The organism is Cohnella luojiensis (genome assembly GCF_004564235.1).
GTDB lineage: Bacteria > Bacillota > Bacilli > Paenibacillales > Paenibacillaceae > Cohnella > Cohnella luojiensis.
The window spans coordinates 106840-124486 of the sequence record NZ_SOMN01000002.1 but is presented as its reverse complement, the minus strand read 5'-3'; the positions used below and the strand labels follow the sequence as shown (position 1 = coordinate 124486).

The following is a 17647-nucleotide window of genomic DNA, read 5'->3' as shown; positions in this document are numbered from 1 at the left end:
GTTTTTCGTTCTATTCAGCCTTGGGGCATTGGAGTGTCGGTTGCAGCGGCAAACCCTTTACTATACTTACCGTCGACGTACTCGCGAATTTCCAGGTTCGTCTTGCCTTGCTGCTTCATTTGCACGGAGACCATGGCGATCTGCAAGCAAACCCCGCATCTCGTTCCATGATCGTCCCATTCGACCGAACCGTCCTCGCGCACCTCGTTAATAAAGCAATTCAAATTACTCTTGTGCCCGGCGCTATCGCCGCAGCCGCAATAACAAGGGATCCATTGCAGCGTGTCCCCTAGCTTTCCCGCCGCTTGATAGGCGACCTGAACGGCATTCGGTTGTTCCTTCAGGAAGGAAGGCATCTTCCCGGCCGAAGCCGTGACCTCCCTTAAGTCTCCGTTCGGCGCATGTCCGATATGGGAAGCATCGTTTTTGACCGCGCAGGCCGTCAGGGCGAAAGCCCCCAACCCTAGGACCACGAACGTTAACTTCTTCAGCTTATCCATGTTTGCGTCCCGGAATAACGCCCGTTTCCGTATAGGAAGCTACGATCTGATCGATTTCCTTCTTCAGTTCGCTCACGAGGTCCGCCTCGGGCACCTTGCGGATCATTTCGCCGTATCGGAAAAGCATGCCTTCTCCGCGAGCTCCGGCGATGCCGATATCGGCCTCCCGGGCTTCACCCGGTCCATTCACCGCGCAACCGAGAACGGATACCTTAATCGGAACTTTAAGCTTGGACAAGTACTCTTCGACTTCATTCGCAACGGCGAATAAGTCGATATCCAATCTGCCGCAGGTTGGACAGGAAATGAGCGTAGGCGCATCCGTAATTAGTCCGAATACCTTCAGCAGCTCTCTGGCCGCTTTGATTTCCTCCACGGGATCCGCGCTTAAGGAAATCCGCATCGTATTGCCGATCCCATGGTTCAACAACACGCCTAGACCCGCCGAGCTCTTCACCGTGCCCGAGAATAGAGTACCGGCTTCCGTGATACCCAAGTGCAACGGGTAACGGATGACTTCCGCCGCTTTCGTATAGGCTTCGATAGCCATTGGGACGTCCGAAGCCTTAAGAGAGACGATGATATCGTGGAAATCAAGCTCCTCCAGAATGCCGATGTGGAACAATGCGCTCTCTACCATCGCATCGGCCGTAGGGTACCCGTATTTCTCCAGCAGATGATTTTCCAGCGAGCCGGCGTTAACGCCGATTCGAATCGGAATGCCGCGTTCCTTGCAGGCTTTGACGACGGCTTCTACTTTCTCGCGGCGACCGATGTTGCCCGGGTTGATCCGAACCTTGTCTATACCGTTTTCGATGGACAGCAACGCCAGACGATAATCGAAATGAATATCCGCCACAAGCGGGATACTGATCTGCTTTTTAATTTCCTTAATGGCTTCGGCCGCTTCTTTATTGTTAACGGTAACGCGAACGAGCTGGCATCCCGCTTCCTCAAGCCGCTTAATCTCGGCAACGGTGGCTGTTACGTCAGCTGTTTTCGTCGTACACATGCTCTGGAGGATGACTTGATTATTGCCGCCAATCGTAAGATTTCCGACCTGAACCGCTACCGTGTCTGTACGTTTGAACATTATGGTTTCTCCCCTGTATACGCCAAAGTCCACCCCGCATCTAGGCAGGGTGGAACCGGCAATTCTAGGCGAACTCCGCATCGGCCGAAAGGCCATAATGGCGGCTTTCGTCCTGCTCCCGTTACGCGCTCTCTTCTTTTTTCTTGCCTTTTTTCGTCGTTAACTCCGGTGTAATCTTGTCTTTGATAACCTTCTCGGTCACAAGGCAAGTTACGACGTCGTCGCGGGACGGCACTTCATACATCACGTCGAGCATGATGCCCTCGATGATCGCGCGAAGTCCGCGAGCTCCCGTATTCCGCTTGATCGCTTCGCGAGCGATTTCCTCAAGCGCGCCGTTATCGAATTCGAGCTTCACATTGTCCATTTCAAGCAGCTTCTGATACTGCTTCACCAATGCGTTCTTCGGCTCCGACAGGATGCGCACGAGAGCAGGCTCGTCGAGCGGCTCAAGCGTAGAGATAACGGGAAGACGTCCTACAAACTCGGGGATTAGTCCGAATTTGAGCAAATCTTCCGGTTGGGCAAGCGACAGGTACTCGCCTGGCTTCATGTCCTTCTGACCTTCAAGGACGGAGCTGAAGCCGATGACTTTTTTGCCGATGCGGCGCTTGATTAACTGCTCCAGGCCGTCGAATGCGCCACCGCAGATGAACAGGATGTTCGTCGTGTCGATCTGGATGAATTCTTGATGCGGATGCTTGCGTCCGCCCTGTGGCGGAACGGAAGCGACAGTGCCTTCGAGAATCTTCAGCAACGCTTGCTGAACGCCTTCGCCGGAAACGTCCCGGGTAATGGAAGGGTTCTCGGATTTACGGGCTACTTTATCGATTTCATCGATATAGATGATGCCGCGTTCGGCCTTTTCCACATCGTAATCGGCTGCTTGAATGAGCTTGAGCAGGATATTCTCGACGTCCTCGCCGACGTAACCGGCTTCCGTCAAGGAAGTAGCGTCCGCAATCGCGAACGGAACGTTCAGGATTTTGGCCATCGTCTGAGCAAGCAAGGTTTTACCCGAACCTGTCGGACCTACCAGCATAATATTACTCTTCTGAAGCTCGACATCCTCGATCTTCGCTTGGGAGTTTATCCGCTTGTAGTGATTGTATACGGCAACCGACAGGGACTTCTTCGCTTGCTCCTGTCCAATCACGTATTGATCAAGAATGTTGCGAATGTCCTTCGGCTTCGGAATATCTTTCAGATCCAGCTCTTCTTCGTGTCCGAGCTCCTCTTCCACGATTTCCGTGCAGAGCTCGATGCATTCATCGCATATATATACGCCGGGACCGGCAACCAGCTTTCGGACCTGATCCTGCGACTTTCCGCAGAACGAGCACTTTAACTGACCTTTTTCATCGCTGAATTTAAACATGTAAACCCTCCTTAGTAAACCGCATCAGCGTCCGTAGGACGAAAAATCCAGATGGGATTAGCTTTCTTAAGCTTTGATATTGTCGGTTGCGATAGGCGCCGAAATAACCCTATCCACTAAACCGTATTGCAAGGCATCTTCCGCGCTCATGAAATTATCGCGATCGGTGTCCCGTTCGATTTTCTCATAAGGTTGACCTGTGCGTTCGACGTAAATTTGATTCAGCTTCTGCTTGGTTTTGACGATCCAATCCGCATGAATCTTAATATCCGACGCTTGACCTCTTACCCCGCCGAGCGGCTGGTGAATCATGATCTCGCTGTTCGGCAATGCGAAGCGCTTGCCGGGCGCGCCTGCGGTGAGAAGCAACGAGCCCATGCTAGCGGCCATCCCGACGCAAATCGTGGAGACATCGGGCTTAATGAATTGCATCGTATCGAAGATTCCCATACCGGCCGTGACGGAACCGCCTGGGGAGTTAATGTAAAGGCTAATATCCTTTTCCGGATCTTCCGCTGCCAAGAAAAGCAGTTGGGCGATAATGAGATTGGCGACATCGTCGTCAATCGCACTTCCGAGAAAAATAATACGGTCCTTCAAAAGCCTAGAATAGATGTCGTACGACCGCTCTCCGCGATTCGTTTGCTCGACGACCATTGGTATCAACATGTTACCAACCCCTTTTCTCATTGGACTTCAAATCTCGGTAATAGTTTAACACGTTCAAAACGGAATGTCATGTTGACGAGTATTTTTCGGGCAAACGTAGGTTGAGGCTTGTCTTACGATTATGTATTCGGGGTGAAAAATAAGGCACGCGGGTTACACGTGCCTTTTCTTTGACTTTTTAGATTATGCGGATTTGCTGTTGTCGACCAAGAATTTCACGGCTTTGCGGACTTTCAGATCCGAACCCATGTCTTGCAGGTAACCGTTAGCCGCGAAGATGTTGCGAAGTTCTTCGGCAGGACGATTGTATAGCTTGGACAGGTTCTCCAGCTCTACCTCGATGTCCGCATCGGAAACTTCAAGATTTTCCGCTTTCGCGATTTCCTCGAGCACAAGGTTGTTGCGAACGCGTTTCTCGGCATCCGCTTGCATTTGCGCCTTCAATGCAGCTTCGTCTTGGCCGCTGAATTGGTAATACAACTCAAGGTTCATCCCTTGTTGGCTTAGACGGTTCTCGAAATCCTTCAACATGTGAGTGATCTCGGAATCGACCATGACTTGAGGAACTTCCAGTTCCGCCGCTTCGGTCGCTTTATCCACGATAGCCGTTTCGCGAGCTACTTCGGCATCCTTGGCTTTGCGTTCCTTCAGCTTGTTTGCCAGATCGGCTTTGTATTCCTCCAAAGTGTCGAACTCGCTGACGTCTTTGGCGAATTCATCGTCAAGAGCAGGCAGGTTTTTACGCTTGAGTTCATTTAACTTCACCTTAAAAACAACCGCTTTGCCGGCTAGGTTCTCCGCTTGGTAGTTTTCGGGGAAAGTAACGTTAATGTCTTTTTCCTCGGCGATGTTTAGTCCAGCTACTTGCTCTTCGAAGCCGGGAATGAAAGAACCTGAGCCGAGCTCCAACGAATAGTTCTCGCCCTTGCCTCCGTCGAACGGCACGCCGTCCAAGAAGCCTTCAAAGTCGATCGAAGTATGGTCGCCCATTTGCGCAGGACCTTCATCCAGCGTAACCAGTTCAGCGTGACGTTGTTGCAAACGCTCAAGCTCCGCGTTCACTTCGTCATCGGACACTTCCGCGTCTGCGGCAGGTACTACCAAGCCTTTGTAATCGCCAAGTTTCACTTCGGGTTTAACCGTTACTTTAGCTTTGAATTTGAATGGTTGGCCTTTGCCGAATTGTTCAACGTCCACTTCCGGACGATCGATCGGATCGATGCCTGCTTCGTCGATTGCTTTGGTGTAAGCATCGGGAAGCAGAATGTCGATCGCGTCTTGATAGAGGCTTTCGATTCCGAAACGAGCTTCGAAAATGCCGCGCGGCACTTTACCTTTACGGAAACCCGGTACGTTTACTTTTTGAACGACTTTGCGAAATGCCTTGTCCAATGCCAGAGCAACTTGCTCCGCATCCACTTCTACCTCTAGAACCCCTACGTTCTTCTCTATCTTTTCCCAGTTTGCTGTCATTTTATGCTTTCCCCTCCGTAACATCTTGCCGCTTCAATGCGGCCATTCACATAAACCACTCTATTATAGAACAACATTGATCTGCGTTCAAGGCTTAACTGACTCACGGATGAGTCGGACGAGGTTCAATGGAATATTGCCTCAACCAACGAAGAGCTTGCTCATATCGAAAACGCAACTCGCCCGTAATCCCATACAACTCCCTTATCCACTCATCACCGTGTTTTGCATGCAGCTTCTCCATGAGCAATTGATGAAGGGCCGCCGCCCAGAGATCGGAGGAACTGTCGTCATCCTCAATCATGCCCTTGTAAATCGAGGATCCATACGCCACCTCGACGCATTCCTTCCACATTTCCTCCGCGAAATAGGATAACGTGGGATCGGATACCTCGGCCGATTGGCGAACCCTATCCAGCACTTGGTGGATCCCTTGCGGGAACTCGGAGAACGTCGCGGGAGTATCTCCGGCTTCGACGGTAAGGCTTTCGCCATCCCTCCAGAAAGAAACCGGCCCGGTGGCTCCCTGCTTCCGCAATGCCTGCAACGCGCGGAACTGTACCTGCGGTATGTACTCCTCCCGCGCTAACCATTGCCTTAACGATAAATCGATATCCGGATGGGAGATATGCATGAGCTGTCCCAGCACCAGCATATGCTGTCCCGGATCCTCCCTGTTATATAGAGAGGCTAATAATTGCGGGATGTATTCCGTATCGGATTGATAGCGCTCCGCGACCTTGCGCTTGAGCAGCTCATCTTCATCCGCATCGTCTTCGTCGTCCTCATAGGGAAAAGCGCCGGATTCCGATCCGCTAACGGCTTCGGGGAATGCCGCGTCCAGCCACCCTAACAACGCTTGCCATTCCGTATGATGCCGATCCGCTTCCCCGTGGCATTGCAGCAAGAAGGAAAGCAGCGATTTCGCATCGCCATAGCGTTCCGATTCCAACATCTTCGTTAATTGTATCTGATAAAAATCCAATGTTTTCGGAAATAATACCAGGTTATCTTTCGTTCGGTCTGTCATTGGGGTAATCCCCCCTCCAAATTTACCGGCTAAATCGCTGGCAATTCCATCCCGTAGCATCAGACCAGCTCAAGCAGCAAGTTCAGTTCTCCCGCATTATATCATGAACCGTAGTCTAAATGGAAAACGCGGGAGGAGCATTTTAAACGTGGTTCCGTGCACATTCAATAAAGGCTCAGCGGTTGTTGGCAGCCTCGCAGGAGGCACATAACGTGCTTACGCAGAGTGGAGATAATTTGTTAACTCACCGGTATACGTCCACAATGGGTTGAGTTAACAAACTTTCTTTGCTAACTCGGCGGTATACGTCCACATGGGGCGGAGTTAACGAGCTTTCTTTGCTAACTCGGCGGTATACGTCCAATGTGACTGGAGATAGTAAGTTTTCGTTACTATCTCGGCTCCATTTGCCTTCGGAGGGCGGAGATAGTAAGTTTTCGTTACTATCTCGGCTCCATTTGCCTTCGGAGGACGGAGATAGTAAGCTTTTGTTACTATCTCTGCTCCATTCCCCCTGTAATCTAACTTTACTGTCCAGGGACAGCATGCTATAATATTTCTTGCTTTACCTATCATGCGGGTGTAGTTCAATGGCAGAACGCCAGCTTCCCAAGCTTGAGGCGAGGGTTCGATTCCCTTCACCCGCTCCAACTATAATCAACTCCAAGAGCCGGCCAAGAAACCGGCTCTTTTTCGTTCCGGCCACGCCATTCATGCTGAAAGGTACATTTATCGTTGTATTTTGTAACCTAGGTTACAATAACGACACTTCCTGGATGGCAGCGTAGTCCTAAGCTATTGAGAGAATGCTTTTGGAGGAATTTTAACCTTGCGGATCGATATTGATTGTGGTAAAATACTTTTTGCGTGTCTCAGTAGCTCAGCTGGATAGAGCAACGCCCTTCTAAGGCGTCGGTCGGGGGTTCGAATCCCTCCTGGGACGCCATAATTATTCGAAACTCAGCCCGTCAATGCGGCATTACTTGCTGCTTGACGGGTTTTTGATTTACCCGAATTCGGGAATTCTATCCCATATCTCTCGTATATAGGATATTGAGCTTTATCAAGCCGTATAGCACACAAATTGAAAGATTGCATCCTGGAGGGAAAAGGAATGGGAGTTTGGTTAATTTACGCTTTGCTATCGGCAGCGACGGCGGCGCTCGTGGCCATCTTCGGGAAGATCGGCCTCAAGGATATCGACGCCAATTCCGCGACCGCGATTCGCGCAGTTATCATGGCCCTTTTTTTGCTCGGAGTCGTTGTCGTGCAAGGGAAATTCAGTCAACTCGGAGAGATCGTCGCCCAGAAAAAAGCGATGTCCTTCATCGTGCTGAGCGGCGTGTCGGGAGCGCTGTCGTGGTTGTTTTATTTTCTCGCGTTGAAAGGCGGCAAGGTGTCGCAGGTCGCTCCGATCGACAAGCTCAGCGTCGTCCTTGCGGTCGTGCTCGCCTTCTTCTTCCTCGGGGAAAAAATTTCGTGGATCAACGCGCTCGGAGTGGCGATGATTGCGGGCGGAGCTGTTCTGGTTGCGTTGAAATAAGATACATATGTACTACTTCAGACATTAATCGGCTGCAATTGAGGAGTCGATTATCGCCCCGTAATCTTCGATGGACAATTTCACTTCCAATTTAACCGTTGCCTCGCGAAAAGTTTTATCCCAATCCCTTTTTACTTTTTCCCACGTATTGGGGTGCTCGATACGCAGTCTGTTTCCGAATCCCAGAACGTCAACGCCCATATCCTTTTGCGTTTTTTTCAAAACTTCATCTATCATTTGTTCTACTTCCTGTTCGAACGCTTTTTCCGCCCTTCGCAGGAATTTATTTTTAGACGGCGCTCCTTTAGCCGTCCAATTTTCAATCAACCGTCCTTCCGACTTGATGACTGCGCGAAATGAAATGTCGTTTCCATCGACATAAGCGTGGATTGTGCTTTTCATGGATTTGATCTCGTACGTAATCAACCGTCCCATCATTTCATCAAAGCTTTTTACCAATCCCCCTTTCCCCTTGCCCGTTAACCATATAACTCCATTTAGCTGTTGTTCGTCCAGAAAACCAAGCAGCTTTTTCGTTTTGCCTTGAATGACCGCGGCCCCGGCAAATTTCATCTCTCCATTCGCAGAGATCACATTTTGCAGCAGAAAGCTTGAGCCCGATTGCATCTCGCCCTTTAATTTGCCAAGCGACATAGGAGGCAATATTTTTGAAATACGATATTGATTATCGGCGATACCAGCTATTTTAAACGCGGGAACATCATCGGGGGACTTCGACTTCAGCGTTTCAATGGCTCTACCGCTGCTCATAAACACAAGGCAACTAGGCCTGATATCATTATCCCGAAAAAAAAAGTCGAGCAAATGCTCAATATTATTATTGCGTGCCAGGTCATCTCCGATTACGACGACTTTCAGGTGATGGCCGATTAGCGGTTTATCCGTTCTCAAGGAAACTTCACGAATCATTTCAAAGAGGGAATCTCCGGTTTCAGAAATGTTCGCGTATGGTTTTTGCTTGGATTGTCCGCCTTTATTCGCCGCTCCCGCAGCTTGGGGGGTTAAAATCTGGATGGTTGACGTCATCAAATCTTTTTTGGGATATCTCCCTCCCTGTTCCTCCAATTTATTCTCTATATCCGTCACCTTGCCCGTATCCAACGCTACACCGACATAAACGCTAAGTTTATCGATTTCATTACTGCTCCAGCAACCCGTTAAGAACAGAATGCCGAGAAAAATCAATGAAATCAGGAGACTCCTGGAGTAAGAAGTGCAATTCATGCTTTTCTCTCCTTTAAACCAGAAATAATCAGAAATAGAAGCGGCAACCCCCCGAACAAGTAAATGGCAGAATTACCGATGAAATCTCCGAATTTAAATAGATCGTTCACGTTTTTCGGAATCATGGAAACGATGAAAATAATCGGCAGCAGCCCATAGAGGAACGGGTGGATGTTCTTATTGAATAGTTGAGCCAACCCCAAAGCCGCCCCATAGAAAGTGATTGTATAGCTGGCGAACATTTGCATGATCCATATCGTGAGCAGCAAAGATTCGAAACGTTCAAAGAGCAGACCTTCGATTTCAAAGCTTCTCATGAGATCTATCGTGGGCCAAGTTATCGCTTGAACTCCCTCGATGGATAAGGCGCCTATAACTAGGATGATTGTCACTAAGTAAAAAACAATCGTAACGCCAATTCCAACGACAACGACTTTTACGCCCTTGTTGGGATGCTTCATAAAAGCAAGTAGAAGCAGCATGATTTCGGGGCCTGCAAAAGCAAGCGTCGTCGCCTTCACCCCTTTCAAAACCGGCATGATACCGAGGCCTAATACCGGGCGCAAATGATCGACCTCGAATATTCTCAGGCTCAGCGAGGCAATTACGATAAAAATAATAATCGTGATCGGGAAAATGATTTCAAAAAGGCGGGCAATCGGGTTAATTCCTCCAACCGTCACAAAAAGACTCACCCACATAAAACATAAGATAATCGCCGAGCTCGGAGTTCCCTCCAATAAGAAAAAGTCGGTTACTGCCGTCATCGATCTAACTTGAAATGCGGAAGCCATAAAAAAATAACAAATAATGAGCAAACTTATGAATCCTCCGCACCATTTCCCGATGATATCCCGACTATATTGGTAAAAGGTTTTCTCAGGATACCGCTCGCTTAACTTCGCCATAATGATCCCTGCGAGCATCGCAAGAAGTCCTCCAATAATAACGGATATCCATACATCCGGCGTTTTCACCGCCTGCGCAGCCGTCCTAGGAAGAGTGAGAATGCCTGTTCCCAGCACGTAATTGATGAGGATAACTGCTGATTGCGGGGTCGTAATTCGGTCTTTCGGAGTGGAAATCATTCTTGGCGGCCGCCCTTCTCAGTGAACTAACCCTTTCGTATCGGGTTCCGGGTATGCATCATTTTGGGGCGACGTTTCATCATCAAGAGCGGCATGCGAATCATAAAATCCTTCCAGTCGCTAAGCCGATAAGGAACAGCCGGGCTCGCATAAGGTAATCCGAAACTCTTCAGCTTTACCAAATGGCTGCACAGCAATAGAAAAAACAGGATAACCCCGTACAACCCGAATACCGCTGCGCAAAACATACCGATAAACCGCAAAATCCGGAACGTAAGCCCCAAGCTGTAATGCGGGATGGAAAAGGAGGAGATCGCCGTTACGGCGATTACGATGACTAGAATCTGGCTGACGATACCCGCCTGAACCGCGGCTTCTCCAATAATGAGCCCTCCGACGATGCCCATCGCCGGACCGACCGGTTTGGGTAAGCGCAGCCCTGCTTCCCTCAAGATTTCGATGGATATTTCCAGAATCAAGGCTTCAATGATCGCCGGAAAAGGGACTATTCCCCGAGTTCCGATTATGGAAATGGCCAGCTTGGTCGGAATCAGACCCGGATGAAACGATATAAAGGAGATGTATAAGGCGGGTGCCAGAAAGGAAACAAAGACCGCAAAATAACGCAGCAGCCGGAAGAGCGTGCCGGGAATCCAACGCTCGTAATAATCTTCCGGCGTTTGCAGCAGCATGCTGAAAGTAACCGGAACGATAAGAACAAACGGCGTGCCGTCCAATAAGATGGCTACCCGTCCCTCCATTAATGCGCCGATTACGCGGTCGGGCCGCTCCGTATTCTGTACTTGCGGAAACAAGCTAAGATAATTGTCCTCTATAAATTGTTCCACATAGCCTGATTCCGGCACGCTGTCTATATCGATTTTTCGAATTCTTCGCTTGACCTCTTCCACTAATTTCGTTTCGGCAATATCTTCCATATAGGCGATGACGAGATCTCTTTTTTCACGCTTGCCCACTTGAAATTTGATTAACGACAGGCTCGGATTTTCACCATCTCGTCGCAATAGGGCGGTATTATCGCATAAATTTTCATTGAAGCCGGCCCGCGGGCCTCTTATTAACCCTTCCGATATCGGTTCTTCAATATTTCGCGATTTTCCGTTCGACGTTTCTAGGAGGAATATATCCTGTAATCCTTCGATCATTAGAGCCGTTGAGCCTGTCAAAACTTTTGGCGTCATTTCTTTGATGCGCCGGGCCTCATCGACTTTTCTTATGGAAAGAACCTTATTTAAGATGTACTCTTTAGACAGGTTTCCATTTGTCCGATGCCGATCTTTGGGACATTCTTCGTAATCCGACATCAACGATTTCATGATGTGCTTGTCGATAAGATTTTTATCCGACAGTCCCTCAACAAACACAATCGCTGCTTTAAGGCCTATACCGCCTATTTGGAACTCCCGAAAGTATACATCCGAATGACGAGCCATTTCATGTCTAACTGCTTCTAAATCCTTCGCGAAATCGCCTGTGAACCATTCGTTCGGATCTTGGGCTTGAGTTGTTTGATTGGAGTCCATGGATTCGCCGCTCTTCATTTTATCCGCTGTCCGAATCCAATCAAAAGTTTTATAGATCGCATACGGAATAATCGCTGCAATTAGCGACAGGGCAAAAACTTTCCAGTCCGGAATATAGGCGACAATCGATTTCCACATTTCCTATCAACCCCTGCAAGTATATTTTCCCTCTTCACGTAAAATTAACCACAGTACAGTCATCTTCGACCGTCTTTGCTCCGGAACATCCGCACCGATCTGGTGATTATGCTAAAATCGCTTTTTTCCGCGTAATTCCTCTACCAAAAGATATTTATTCCGTTTTGTATGTATACCGCTTTGATTTGCGAAACCAATCCCTCTTTTAAGTTGTCTAAAAATGATACATTACGTTCTATCATGCACGCCTATGGGCAAGAGGTTTGGAACTACGTGTTTGCCTTGACCCGCAACCGCCACGACGTCGATGATATCGTACAGGAAGTGTTCATCAAGTGCCATCGGTCGATCGATTCGTTCCGCGGGCAATCGGCGTTCCGGACTTGGTTATTCGCGATCGCGCGGAATACCACCTTTAACGTACGCAAAACGGCATACTGGCGAATGGTGATCCCTATGGGAAGCTTATTCGGGATAGGCAATCGAGGAGACCCTGTTTCCCCTTCTGCCGAGGATACGTTTCTGACGAATATGATCGAAGGATCAATATGGGAAAAGGTTCTCCTGCTCCCCGCGAAATATAGGGAAGTCCTCGTCTTGGACGCGGTATACGAACTCAATCAACGGGAAATCTCCGAGCTACTCAACCTCTCGGTTGGGGGAGTCAAATCACGTCTTAGCCGTGCCCGGGAGAAGATGAACAAGCTACTGAGGGAGGAAATTGCACATGTCGAAGCATGAAGCCATGATGGACGGGGATCGTCCGGTTTGGTACGGAGAATTGTCGCACCCTCCCTTCCGGACTTTCAGGGACGAAGAGCTGAACGCGGTCATGGAGAGGGTACGCTCGGGAAAAAGCGCGAGGAACGCTTTGCGGATAAAATGGGGCATTGCGGCACTGTGCTTCGTTGTTTTGTTAGCCGGAGTTGCTGTTTTGGATCGTACATCCTCTCTTCACTTGTTTACTAAATCCTCGTCTCCTGCGACTCAATCCGGAAAGTGGTCCACCTATGCTGAGATGGAGTCGACCTTTTCTTTCCCCTCCGATTGGGAAGTCGTACGAACGAGCAATGACAGATTGGAATTCATATCGGATAGAGGCTCTGTAGGAAGCTTAACTGTAATCCAATACGGCTTAGCTTATTCGAGAACGTTCGAAAGTCATTATCCCCCAAATTCTAAGATCATCGAGACGGTACCCGATCAAGCAAAATCCGAGCAGGAACGAAAAGATCATAACATCGGTTTGATTGGACCTCAAGCCACACATATGAGATTTCAATTATATACAACAGAAGGCGAGCCTGGATTCATTGAAGATCATTATTACTTCATGCAGGCCTTGGTAACTTACGACTTTGCGTTCCGTTCGGATTGGGTTGATCAACAAACTGCGGATGTCATCGCCGAAAGCTTCGTCTACACCGGCAAACTGCCTTCTAACCCTTGCGAATCTAAAAATGTCACCTGCGATTACGACAAATAAAAAGCCGCCAAACCCCTTAATTGGGGAGGGCAGCTTCAGGACCTTAACGGTTATGCGGCCGAGCCGGACTGTTCTCAGCGGGATGAAAATGATTGATTTTGAGCTTTTCCTCTACGTAATCCTCGCCTTTTTTGGCGATTTGGTTGCCTTTGTTTTTCTTGAATTTTTCGGCCATGTGTCTCTGTTCACCTCCCCTTCTGATCTAAACCGCCGATTGAACACGCCTATAAGTTCCTATCCAATACTTCAGCGATACCCGGATATGCCAAAATTTGAGCAACGAATTCCTTCCGGTCGCTCTCGCCTATGTGGTCGGGCGTGAAGAGCATCGTCCCCATCACGTCATCGAACGCGGAATGAAGGTTGTTCTCGTACCAATCGATCTCATAATCGGCATCGTTAGAGATGAGCTTAACGAGCGAATAATCCCCATTCTGGCTCGTGCGAAAATATGCCAGCATCTGCGGGTTGCGCGGATGATCGGTTAACACCTCCACTTCGGCGAACGGCTGTCCGCCGCGATCCAAGACCCGTCGGAAATGCGCCTCTCTAACCTTCGTCATCGGATCATTTCTCCTCCTGGCGATCAATGCAAGATGTTCATCGATTCGATATGCTTTCTGGTTTCATCCGTTCCTAACTTGTGCAGCATGCGATAAATATCCTTGAATAACGCGTCGTAAGTCTCATTCCCGGGATCGTCGCTGACGGTGGGGGATCCGCTGAAATGAAGCGCGTTATCCTCGTCCGAGTCCTGTAATTCCTCGAACAGCACCAGAAGCTGGTTCACTTCATCCTCGTTAGCTCGAATGGCGAACTCGAATGCAGCCGCCTCGGGATCCTCCAATATTTGTCCCGCTCCGACCGCTACGTAATAGGTAGTCCTGGACGGATCGGAATTTTGGGTTTCTGTCATGGAGCATGCCATCTCCTTTTCCCGGTAAAGAACCGTTACTCCTTACGTATTTTCTCCCGGAGGACATACATGTTATGCCTTTTTTCGCATATCCATCTTATGATCGGTTTTTAGGCAGAGGAGGGTTGAAGGCACATGTGTGGAATAACCGGATGGATTGATTGGAACAAGGATTTAACGACTCAAGCGGACACGATCGAGAAAATGACCGAAACGTTAGAGCTTCGCGGACCGGATGCGGCCGGCACTTGGCTATCCCGTCATTGCGCCTTCGGACATCGCCGCCTATCCGTCATGGACCCTGCCAATGGCGCCCAACCTATGGTTCGCCCCGCCAAAGGCGTAGACAATCATGACTGCGTGCTCGTGTATAACGGTGAATTGTATAATGCCCCCGAGCTTCGCAAAGAGCTGCAGGATCTGGGCTATCGGTTTCGAACGACTTGCGATACGGAGGTTCTGCTGCTCGCCTACGTGGAGTGGGGGCAGGAGTGCGTTGAGAAACTTAACGGCATTTTCGCCTTTGCCATCTGGCAAACCCATGAGGAGAAGCTGTTCATGGCGCGTGACCGCCTGGGAGTTAAACCGCTGTTCTATCGTCGGGAGGAAGGACGTCTCTTGTTCGGCTCGGAGCCGAAAGCGATCTTGGCGCATCCGGAAGTTCCGGCCGAAATCGACGCGGAGGGGCTGGCGGAGCTATTCGTTATCGGTCCTGCCAGAACGCCCGGGCATGGGATCTGGCGAGACTTCCTCGAGCTGAAGCCAGGCCACTGCCTCCAATATGATCGGGCCGGAATGAGGATATTCGCATACTGGCAATTGCAGAGCGCCGATCATGAAGAGGAAGTCTCGCAGACGGCCGAGAAGGTCCGCGAGTTGCTCGCGGATACGGTAGAGCGTCAGCTCGTATCGGATGTGCCGATATGCACCTTGCTATCCGGCGGCCTTGATTCCAGCGCCTTAACCGCGCTGGCGGTAGACTATTACCGGAGAGAAAATCAGGGCAACGTGCATACCTTCTCGGTCGATTACGTCGACAACGACAAGCATTTCCACGCTCATGATTTTCAACCGAACTCGGATGCGCCTTGGATCAAGCGGATGACCGAATATCTTTCGACCGTTCATCACCCCGTTCAGTTCGATACCCCCGAACTCATCCATGCGCTGGAAGCAGCAGTCCTCGCAAAGGATACTCCCGGTATGGCCGATATCGATGCATCCTTGTATTTGTTCTGCCGAGAGATCAAGAAAGAAGCTACCGTAGCCATCTCGGGCGAAGCCGCGGACGAAATATTCGGCGGCTACCCTTGGTTTCACCGCGAAGATGCCTTAAAAGCCGAAACCTTCCCATGGTCCTTGGCCACCGGCTTGAGAGCTAGTCTGTTATCCCCGGAACTCAGGGAGAAAATTCATCCGCAGGAATACTTGGCCGATCGCTATTCGCAAGCCGTATCCGAGGTTCCGCATTTGGCCGGAGAGGACGAAGTCCGCAAACGCATGAGGCGCATGTCCTACTTAAACATCACCCGGTTCATGCCCACCTTGCTCGATCGTAAGGATAAGATGAGCATGGCCGTAGGGCTTGAAGTTCGAGTACCCTTCTGCGATCATCGGCTGGTCGAATACGTATGGAACATTCCTTGGGAAATCAAAACGGCGGGCACTCGGGAAAAAGGATTACTTAGAAAAGCGCTCGAAGGCGTTCTTCCCGACGACGTGCTTTACCGCAAGAAAAGTCCATATCCGAAGACGCACAATCCGAACTATTTAACGGCTGTACGTGCCCGACTCCTTGAAAGATTAGACGATCCTAGCTGCCCGCTCCTGCCGCTTGTGAATTCGGCTAAGATCAGGGAACTCGCCGCGGCATCCGACGCCAGCTCCCATCTCCCTTGGTTCGGCCAGCTCATGTCCGGGCCGCAATTGTTCGCTTACTTGCTGCAAATGGACTTTTGGCTGAGGCAGTATAAGGTCAAGATCGTATTATGATTGCAAAACCAAAAGGCGACCGAGTTGGTTCCGGGTTGGTCGCCTTTTTTGCGTGAAAGTATTAAAAGCTTAAAGCAATGCCAACAACTTGCGCAAGGCTTGTCCGCGATGACTGATGGCGTTCTTCTCTTCCACCGTCAGCTCCGCCATGCTGCGCGAATGCGAAGGAACCCAGAATAACGGGTCATAACCGAATCCGTCCGCTCCGCGGGCTTCACCGAGAATGAACCCTTCGACCGATCCTTCCGCCTGCAACCGGCTGTCATCCTCGGGATCGTAGAGGACGAGCGAACAAGTAAACCTAGCCGGGCTAAGCAACCTAAGTCCGAACTCCCCGTCCGAACGAAAGTCTGCTCCTGCCTTTTCCAGCTCCCGCAGCAGCTTCGCGTTATTCGCCGCGTCTCCGGCGCCTTCGCCCGCGTAACGCGCGGAGTAAACGCCGGGAGCGCCGTCAAGGGCATCCACGCACAATCCCGAATCGTCCGCGAGCACCGGCAATCCTACGAGATTGGCAGCGGTTGTCGCCTTGATGAACGCATTCGCCGCGAACGTTTCGCCGGATTCATCGATGTCCGGAATCCCTTCGACCTCGTGCAAATCCTTAACCTCGATTCCGAGTTTCCCGAAAGCATCCCGGAACTCCTTCGTCTTGCCTCGGTTACGCGTAGCCAAGAGCAGCGTGCCGCCTTCCCCGATCATGCCTTGCCTCCGCCGATCCGCTCTCCTGCCGGGCCCAACGCGTCCTTTTGCAGTTGGATAAGCTCGTGAATGGCATCTTCCGCGAGCGATAGCATTTGATCGAGTTCCGCTCGAGTAAATGGAGCTTCCTCTCCCGTGCCTTGTACCTCCACGAATGCTCCCGCCCCCGTCATAACCACGTTCATGTCGACTTTGGCTTTGGAATCTTCCTCGTAGTTCAAATCTACGACCGCTATATCCTGAATAACTCCCACGCTGGTGGAAGCCAAATAATCCGTCAAAGGATACTTATCGAAAGCGTTCGTGCCTGCCAGCTTATGTATGGCTAACGCCAAAGCAATGTAAGCGCCGGTGATGGAAGTTGTCCTCGTGCCTCCGTCCGCTTGGAGCACGTCGCAATCCAGCGTAATCGTTCTTTCGCCAAGAGCGTGCAGATTCACGACCGAGCGTAGCGCACGTCCGATCAGACGTTGAATTTCCATGGTGCGGCCGGTTAGCTTCCCTTTCGCGGATTCTCTTTGATTACGGGTATGCGTAGCGCGCGGAAGCATGGAATATTCCGCTGTTACCCAACCTTTGCCCTGCCCTTTTAGAAAAGGAGGAACTCTCTCTTCCACGGATGCGGTACAGAGCACCTTCGTGTTGCCGGCTTCGATAAGTACGGAGCCTTCGGCGTATTTATTCGGATGCAGCGTAACCGCGAATGGCCGCAGGTCACGAGATTGTCTACCATCGGATCTCATTGATTTGCCTCCCAAATACTGAACTTTCACCATTTTACCAAAGGATGCCCTTAAAAGCATCTTCAAACTCGCATGTTGCGTATTAGCGTATGATTCAATAGCCTTGGGGC

Annotated in this window: 18 protein-coding genes and 2 tRNA genes; 6 read left to right on the top strand and 14 right to left on the bottom strand. The window is 50.2% G+C overall.

Going from position 1 to position 17647, the window contains the following annotated elements:
- Positions 1-14: 14 nt before the first annotated feature.
- From E2980_RS02540 to E2980_RS02515, 6 genes are all read right to left on the bottom strand, one after another.
- Positions 15-491 (bottom strand): PCYCGC motif-containing (lipo)protein, encoded by a 477-nt coding sequence (locus tag E2980_RS02540; protein WP_420808600.1) that lies wholly within the window; start codon positions 489-491, stop codon positions 15-17.
- Position 492: 1 nt separating this feature from the next.
- Positions 493-1593: a flavodoxin-dependent (E)-4-hydroxy-3-methylbut-2-enyl-diphosphate synthase gene (ispG, locus tag E2980_RS02535; RefSeq protein WP_135150557.1), complete on the bottom strand. Its 1101-nt coding sequence runs from the start codon at positions 1591-1593 to the stop codon at positions 493-495.
- Positions 1594-1714: 121 nt separating this feature from the next.
- Positions 1715-2971: an ATP-dependent protease ATP-binding subunit ClpX gene (gene clpX, locus E2980_RS02530; RefSeq protein ID WP_135150556.1), complete on the bottom strand. Its 1257-nt coding sequence runs from the start codon at positions 2969-2971 to the stop codon at positions 1715-1717.
- Between the two features lie 66 nt (positions 2972-3037).
- Positions 3038-3640: an ATP-dependent Clp endopeptidase proteolytic subunit ClpP gene (clpP, locus tag E2980_RS02525; protein WP_135150555.1), complete on the bottom strand. Its 603-nt coding sequence runs from the start codon at positions 3638-3640 to the stop codon at positions 3038-3040.
- A 183-nt stretch (positions 3641-3823) separates the two neighbouring features.
- Complete coding sequence (tig, locus tag E2980_RS02520; protein ID WP_135150554.1) at positions 3824-5113, bottom strand: trigger factor; 1290 nt, start codon at positions 5111-5113, stop codon at positions 3824-3826.
- Positions 5114-5216: 103 nt separating this feature from the next.
- Positions 5217-6143 carry a hypothetical protein gene (locus E2980_RS02515; protein ID WP_135150553.1) on the bottom strand — a complete coding sequence of 309 codons (927 nt, stop codon included), beginning with the start codon at positions 6141-6143 and terminating at the stop codon, positions 5217-5219.
- Between the two features lie 576 nt (positions 6144-6719).
- Between E2980_RS02515 and E2980_RS02510 the strand changes: the two genes are divergently transcribed.
- The 3 genes from E2980_RS02510 to E2980_RS02500 all read left to right on the top strand — a co-directional run bounded on the left by E2980_RS02510 (position 6720) and on the right by E2980_RS02500 (position 7686).
- A tRNA-Gly gene (locus tag E2980_RS02510) sits at positions 6720-6793 on the top strand.
- Between the two features lie 219 nt (positions 6794-7012).
- Positions 7013-7089, top strand: a tRNA-Arg gene (locus E2980_RS02505).
- A 168-nt stretch (positions 7090-7257) separates the two neighbouring features.
- Positions 7258-7686, top strand: coding sequence for an EamA family transporter (locus tag E2980_RS02500; protein WP_135150552.1), 429 nt, complete (start codon positions 7258-7260; stop codon positions 7684-7686).
- 24 nt (positions 7687-7710) lie between these two features.
- Here the strand turns inward: E2980_RS02500 and E2980_RS02495 are convergent, their stop codons facing one another.
- The 3 genes from E2980_RS02495 to E2980_RS02485 are packed head-to-tail and all read right to left on the bottom strand — an operon-like array spanning position 7711 to position 11581.
- Positions 7711-8931, bottom strand: coding sequence for a Ger(x)C family spore germination protein (locus E2980_RS02495; protein WP_135150551.1), 1221 nt, complete (start codon positions 8929-8931; stop codon positions 7711-7713).
- Positions 8928-10019 carry a GerAB/ArcD/ProY family transporter gene (locus E2980_RS02490; protein WP_135150550.1) on the bottom strand — a complete coding sequence of 364 codons (1092 nt, stop codon included), beginning with the start codon at positions 10017-10019 and terminating at the stop codon, positions 8928-8930. The genes E2980_RS02495 and E2980_RS02490 overlap by 4 nt, the downstream gene beginning before the upstream one ends.
- 26 nt (positions 10020-10045) lie before the next feature.
- Positions 10046-11581, bottom strand: a complete 1536-nt coding sequence (locus tag E2980_RS02485; RefSeq protein ID WP_420808599.1) for a spore germination protein — start codon at positions 11579-11581, stop codon at positions 10046-10048.
- Positions 11582-11869: 288 nt separating this feature from the next.
- Here E2980_RS02485 and E2980_RS02480 point away from each other — a divergent pair, with 288 nt between their 5' ends.
- Complete coding sequence (locus E2980_RS02480) at positions 11870-12442, top strand: RNA polymerase sigma factor (RefSeq protein WP_135150548.1); 573 nt, start codon at positions 11870-11872, stop codon at positions 12440-12442.
- Positions 12429-13187, top strand: coding sequence for a hypothetical protein (locus E2980_RS02475; protein ID WP_135150547.1), 759 nt, complete (start codon positions 12429-12431; stop codon positions 13185-13187). The genes E2980_RS02480 and E2980_RS02475 overlap by 14 nt, the downstream gene beginning before the upstream one ends.
- A gap of 43 nt (positions 13188-13230) precedes the next feature.
- Here E2980_RS02475 and E2980_RS24895 read toward each other — a convergent pair whose 3' ends face one another.
- The 3 genes from E2980_RS24895 to E2980_RS02465 are packed head-to-tail and all read right to left on the bottom strand — an operon-like array spanning position 13231 to position 14103.
- Positions 13231-13362 (bottom strand): hypothetical protein, encoded by a 132-nt coding sequence (locus tag E2980_RS24895; RefSeq protein ID WP_276322229.1) that lies wholly within the window; start codon positions 13360-13362, stop codon positions 13231-13233.
- Positions 13363-13411: 49 nt separating this feature from the next.
- A complete protein-coding gene (locus E2980_RS02470; protein WP_135150546.1) occupies positions 13412-13750 on the bottom strand; it encodes a hypothetical protein in 339 nt (112 codons plus the stop codon).
- A gap of 23 nt (positions 13751-13773) precedes the next feature.
- A complete protein-coding gene (locus E2980_RS02465; RefSeq protein WP_135150545.1) occupies positions 13774-14103 on the bottom strand; it encodes a hypothetical protein in 330 nt (109 codons plus the stop codon).
- A gap of 135 nt (positions 14104-14238) precedes the next feature.
- Here E2980_RS02465 and asnB point away from each other — a divergent pair, with 135 nt between their 5' ends.
- Positions 14239-16095: an asparagine synthase (glutamine-hydrolyzing) gene (gene asnB / locus E2980_RS02460; protein ID WP_135150544.1), complete on the top strand. Its 1857-nt coding sequence runs from the start codon at positions 14239-14241 to the stop codon at positions 16093-16095.
- Positions 16096-16164: 69 nt separating this feature from the next.
- Here asnB and E2980_RS02455 read toward each other — a convergent pair whose 3' ends face one another.
- Positions 16165-16794, bottom strand: coding sequence for an XTP/dITP diphosphatase (locus tag E2980_RS02455; protein ID WP_135150543.1), 630 nt, complete (start codon positions 16792-16794; stop codon positions 16165-16167).
- Positions 16791-17537, bottom strand: a complete 747-nt coding sequence (gene rph / locus E2980_RS02450; protein ID WP_135150542.1) for a ribonuclease PH — start codon at positions 17535-17537, stop codon at positions 16791-16793. The genes E2980_RS02455 and rph overlap by 4 nt, the downstream gene beginning before the upstream one ends.
- Positions 17538-17647 lie beyond the last annotated feature (110 nt).

What these genes read in the sequence shown, in the direction of transcription:
- E2980_RS02515 (WP_135150553.1), bottom strand. Translation starts at nt 6,143, where the DNA reads ATGACAGACCGAACGAAAGATAACCTGGTATTATTTCCGAAAACATTG.
- clpX (WP_135150556.1), bottom strand. Translation starts at nt 2,971, where the DNA reads ATGTTTAAATTCAGCGATGAAAAAGGTCAGTTAAAGTGCTCGTTCTGC.
- E2980_RS02500 (WP_135150552.1), top strand. Translation starts at nt 7,258, where the DNA reads ATGGGAGTTTGGTTAATTTACGCTTTGCTATCGGCAGCGACGGCGGCG.
- E2980_RS02490 (WP_135150550.1), bottom strand. Translation starts at nt 10,019, where the DNA reads ATGATTTCCACTCCGAAAGACCGAATTACGACCCCGCAATCAGCAGTT.
- rph (WP_135150542.1), bottom strand. Translation starts at nt 17,537, where the DNA reads ATGAGATCCGATGGTAGACAATCTCGTGACCTGCGGCCATTCGCGGTT.
- E2980_RS02485 (WP_420808599.1), bottom strand. Translation starts at nt 11,581, where the DNA reads ATGAAGAGCGGCGAATCCATGGACTCCAATCAAACAACTCAAGCCCAA.
- ispG (WP_135150557.1), bottom strand. Translation starts at nt 1,593, where the DNA reads ATGTTCAAACGTACAGACACGGTAGCGGTTCAGGTCGGAAATCTTACG.
- E2980_RS02470 (WP_135150546.1), bottom strand. Translation starts at nt 13,750, where the DNA reads ATGACGAAGGTTAGAGAGGCGCATTTCCGACGGGTCTTGGATCGCGGC.
- E2980_RS24895 (WP_276322229.1), bottom strand. Translation starts at nt 13,362, where the DNA reads ATGGCCGAAAAATTCAAGAAAAACAAAGGCAACCAAATCGCCAAAAAA.
- clpP (WP_135150555.1), bottom strand. Translation starts at nt 3,640, where the DNA reads ATGTTGATACCAATGGTCGTCGAGCAAACGAATCGCGGAGAGCGGTCG.
- E2980_RS02475 (WP_135150547.1), top strand. Translation starts at nt 12,429, where the DNA reads ATGTCGAAGCATGAAGCCATGATGGACGGGGATCGTCCGGTTTGGTAC.
- E2980_RS02465 (WP_135150545.1), bottom strand. Translation starts at nt 14,103, where the DNA reads ATGACAGAAACCCAAAATTCCGATCCGTCCAGGACTACCTATTACGTA.
- E2980_RS02455 (WP_135150543.1), bottom strand. Translation starts at nt 16,794, where the DNA reads ATGATCGGGGAAGGCGGCACGCTGCTCTTGGCTACGCGTAACCGAGGC.
- tig (WP_135150554.1), bottom strand. Translation starts at nt 5,113, where the DNA reads ATGACAGCAAACTGGGAAAAGATAGAGAAGAACGTAGGGGTTCTAGAG.
- E2980_RS02495 (WP_135150551.1), bottom strand. Translation starts at nt 8,931, where the DNA reads ATGAATTGCACTTCTTACTCCAGGAGTCTCCTGATTTCATTGATTTTT.
- asnB (WP_135150544.1), top strand. Translation starts at nt 14,239, where the DNA reads ATGTGTGGAATAACCGGATGGATTGATTGGAACAAGGATTTAACGACT.
- E2980_RS02480 (WP_135150548.1), top strand. Translation starts at nt 11,870, where the DNA reads ATGTATACCGCTTTGATTTGCGAAACCAATCCCTCTTTTAAGTTGTCT.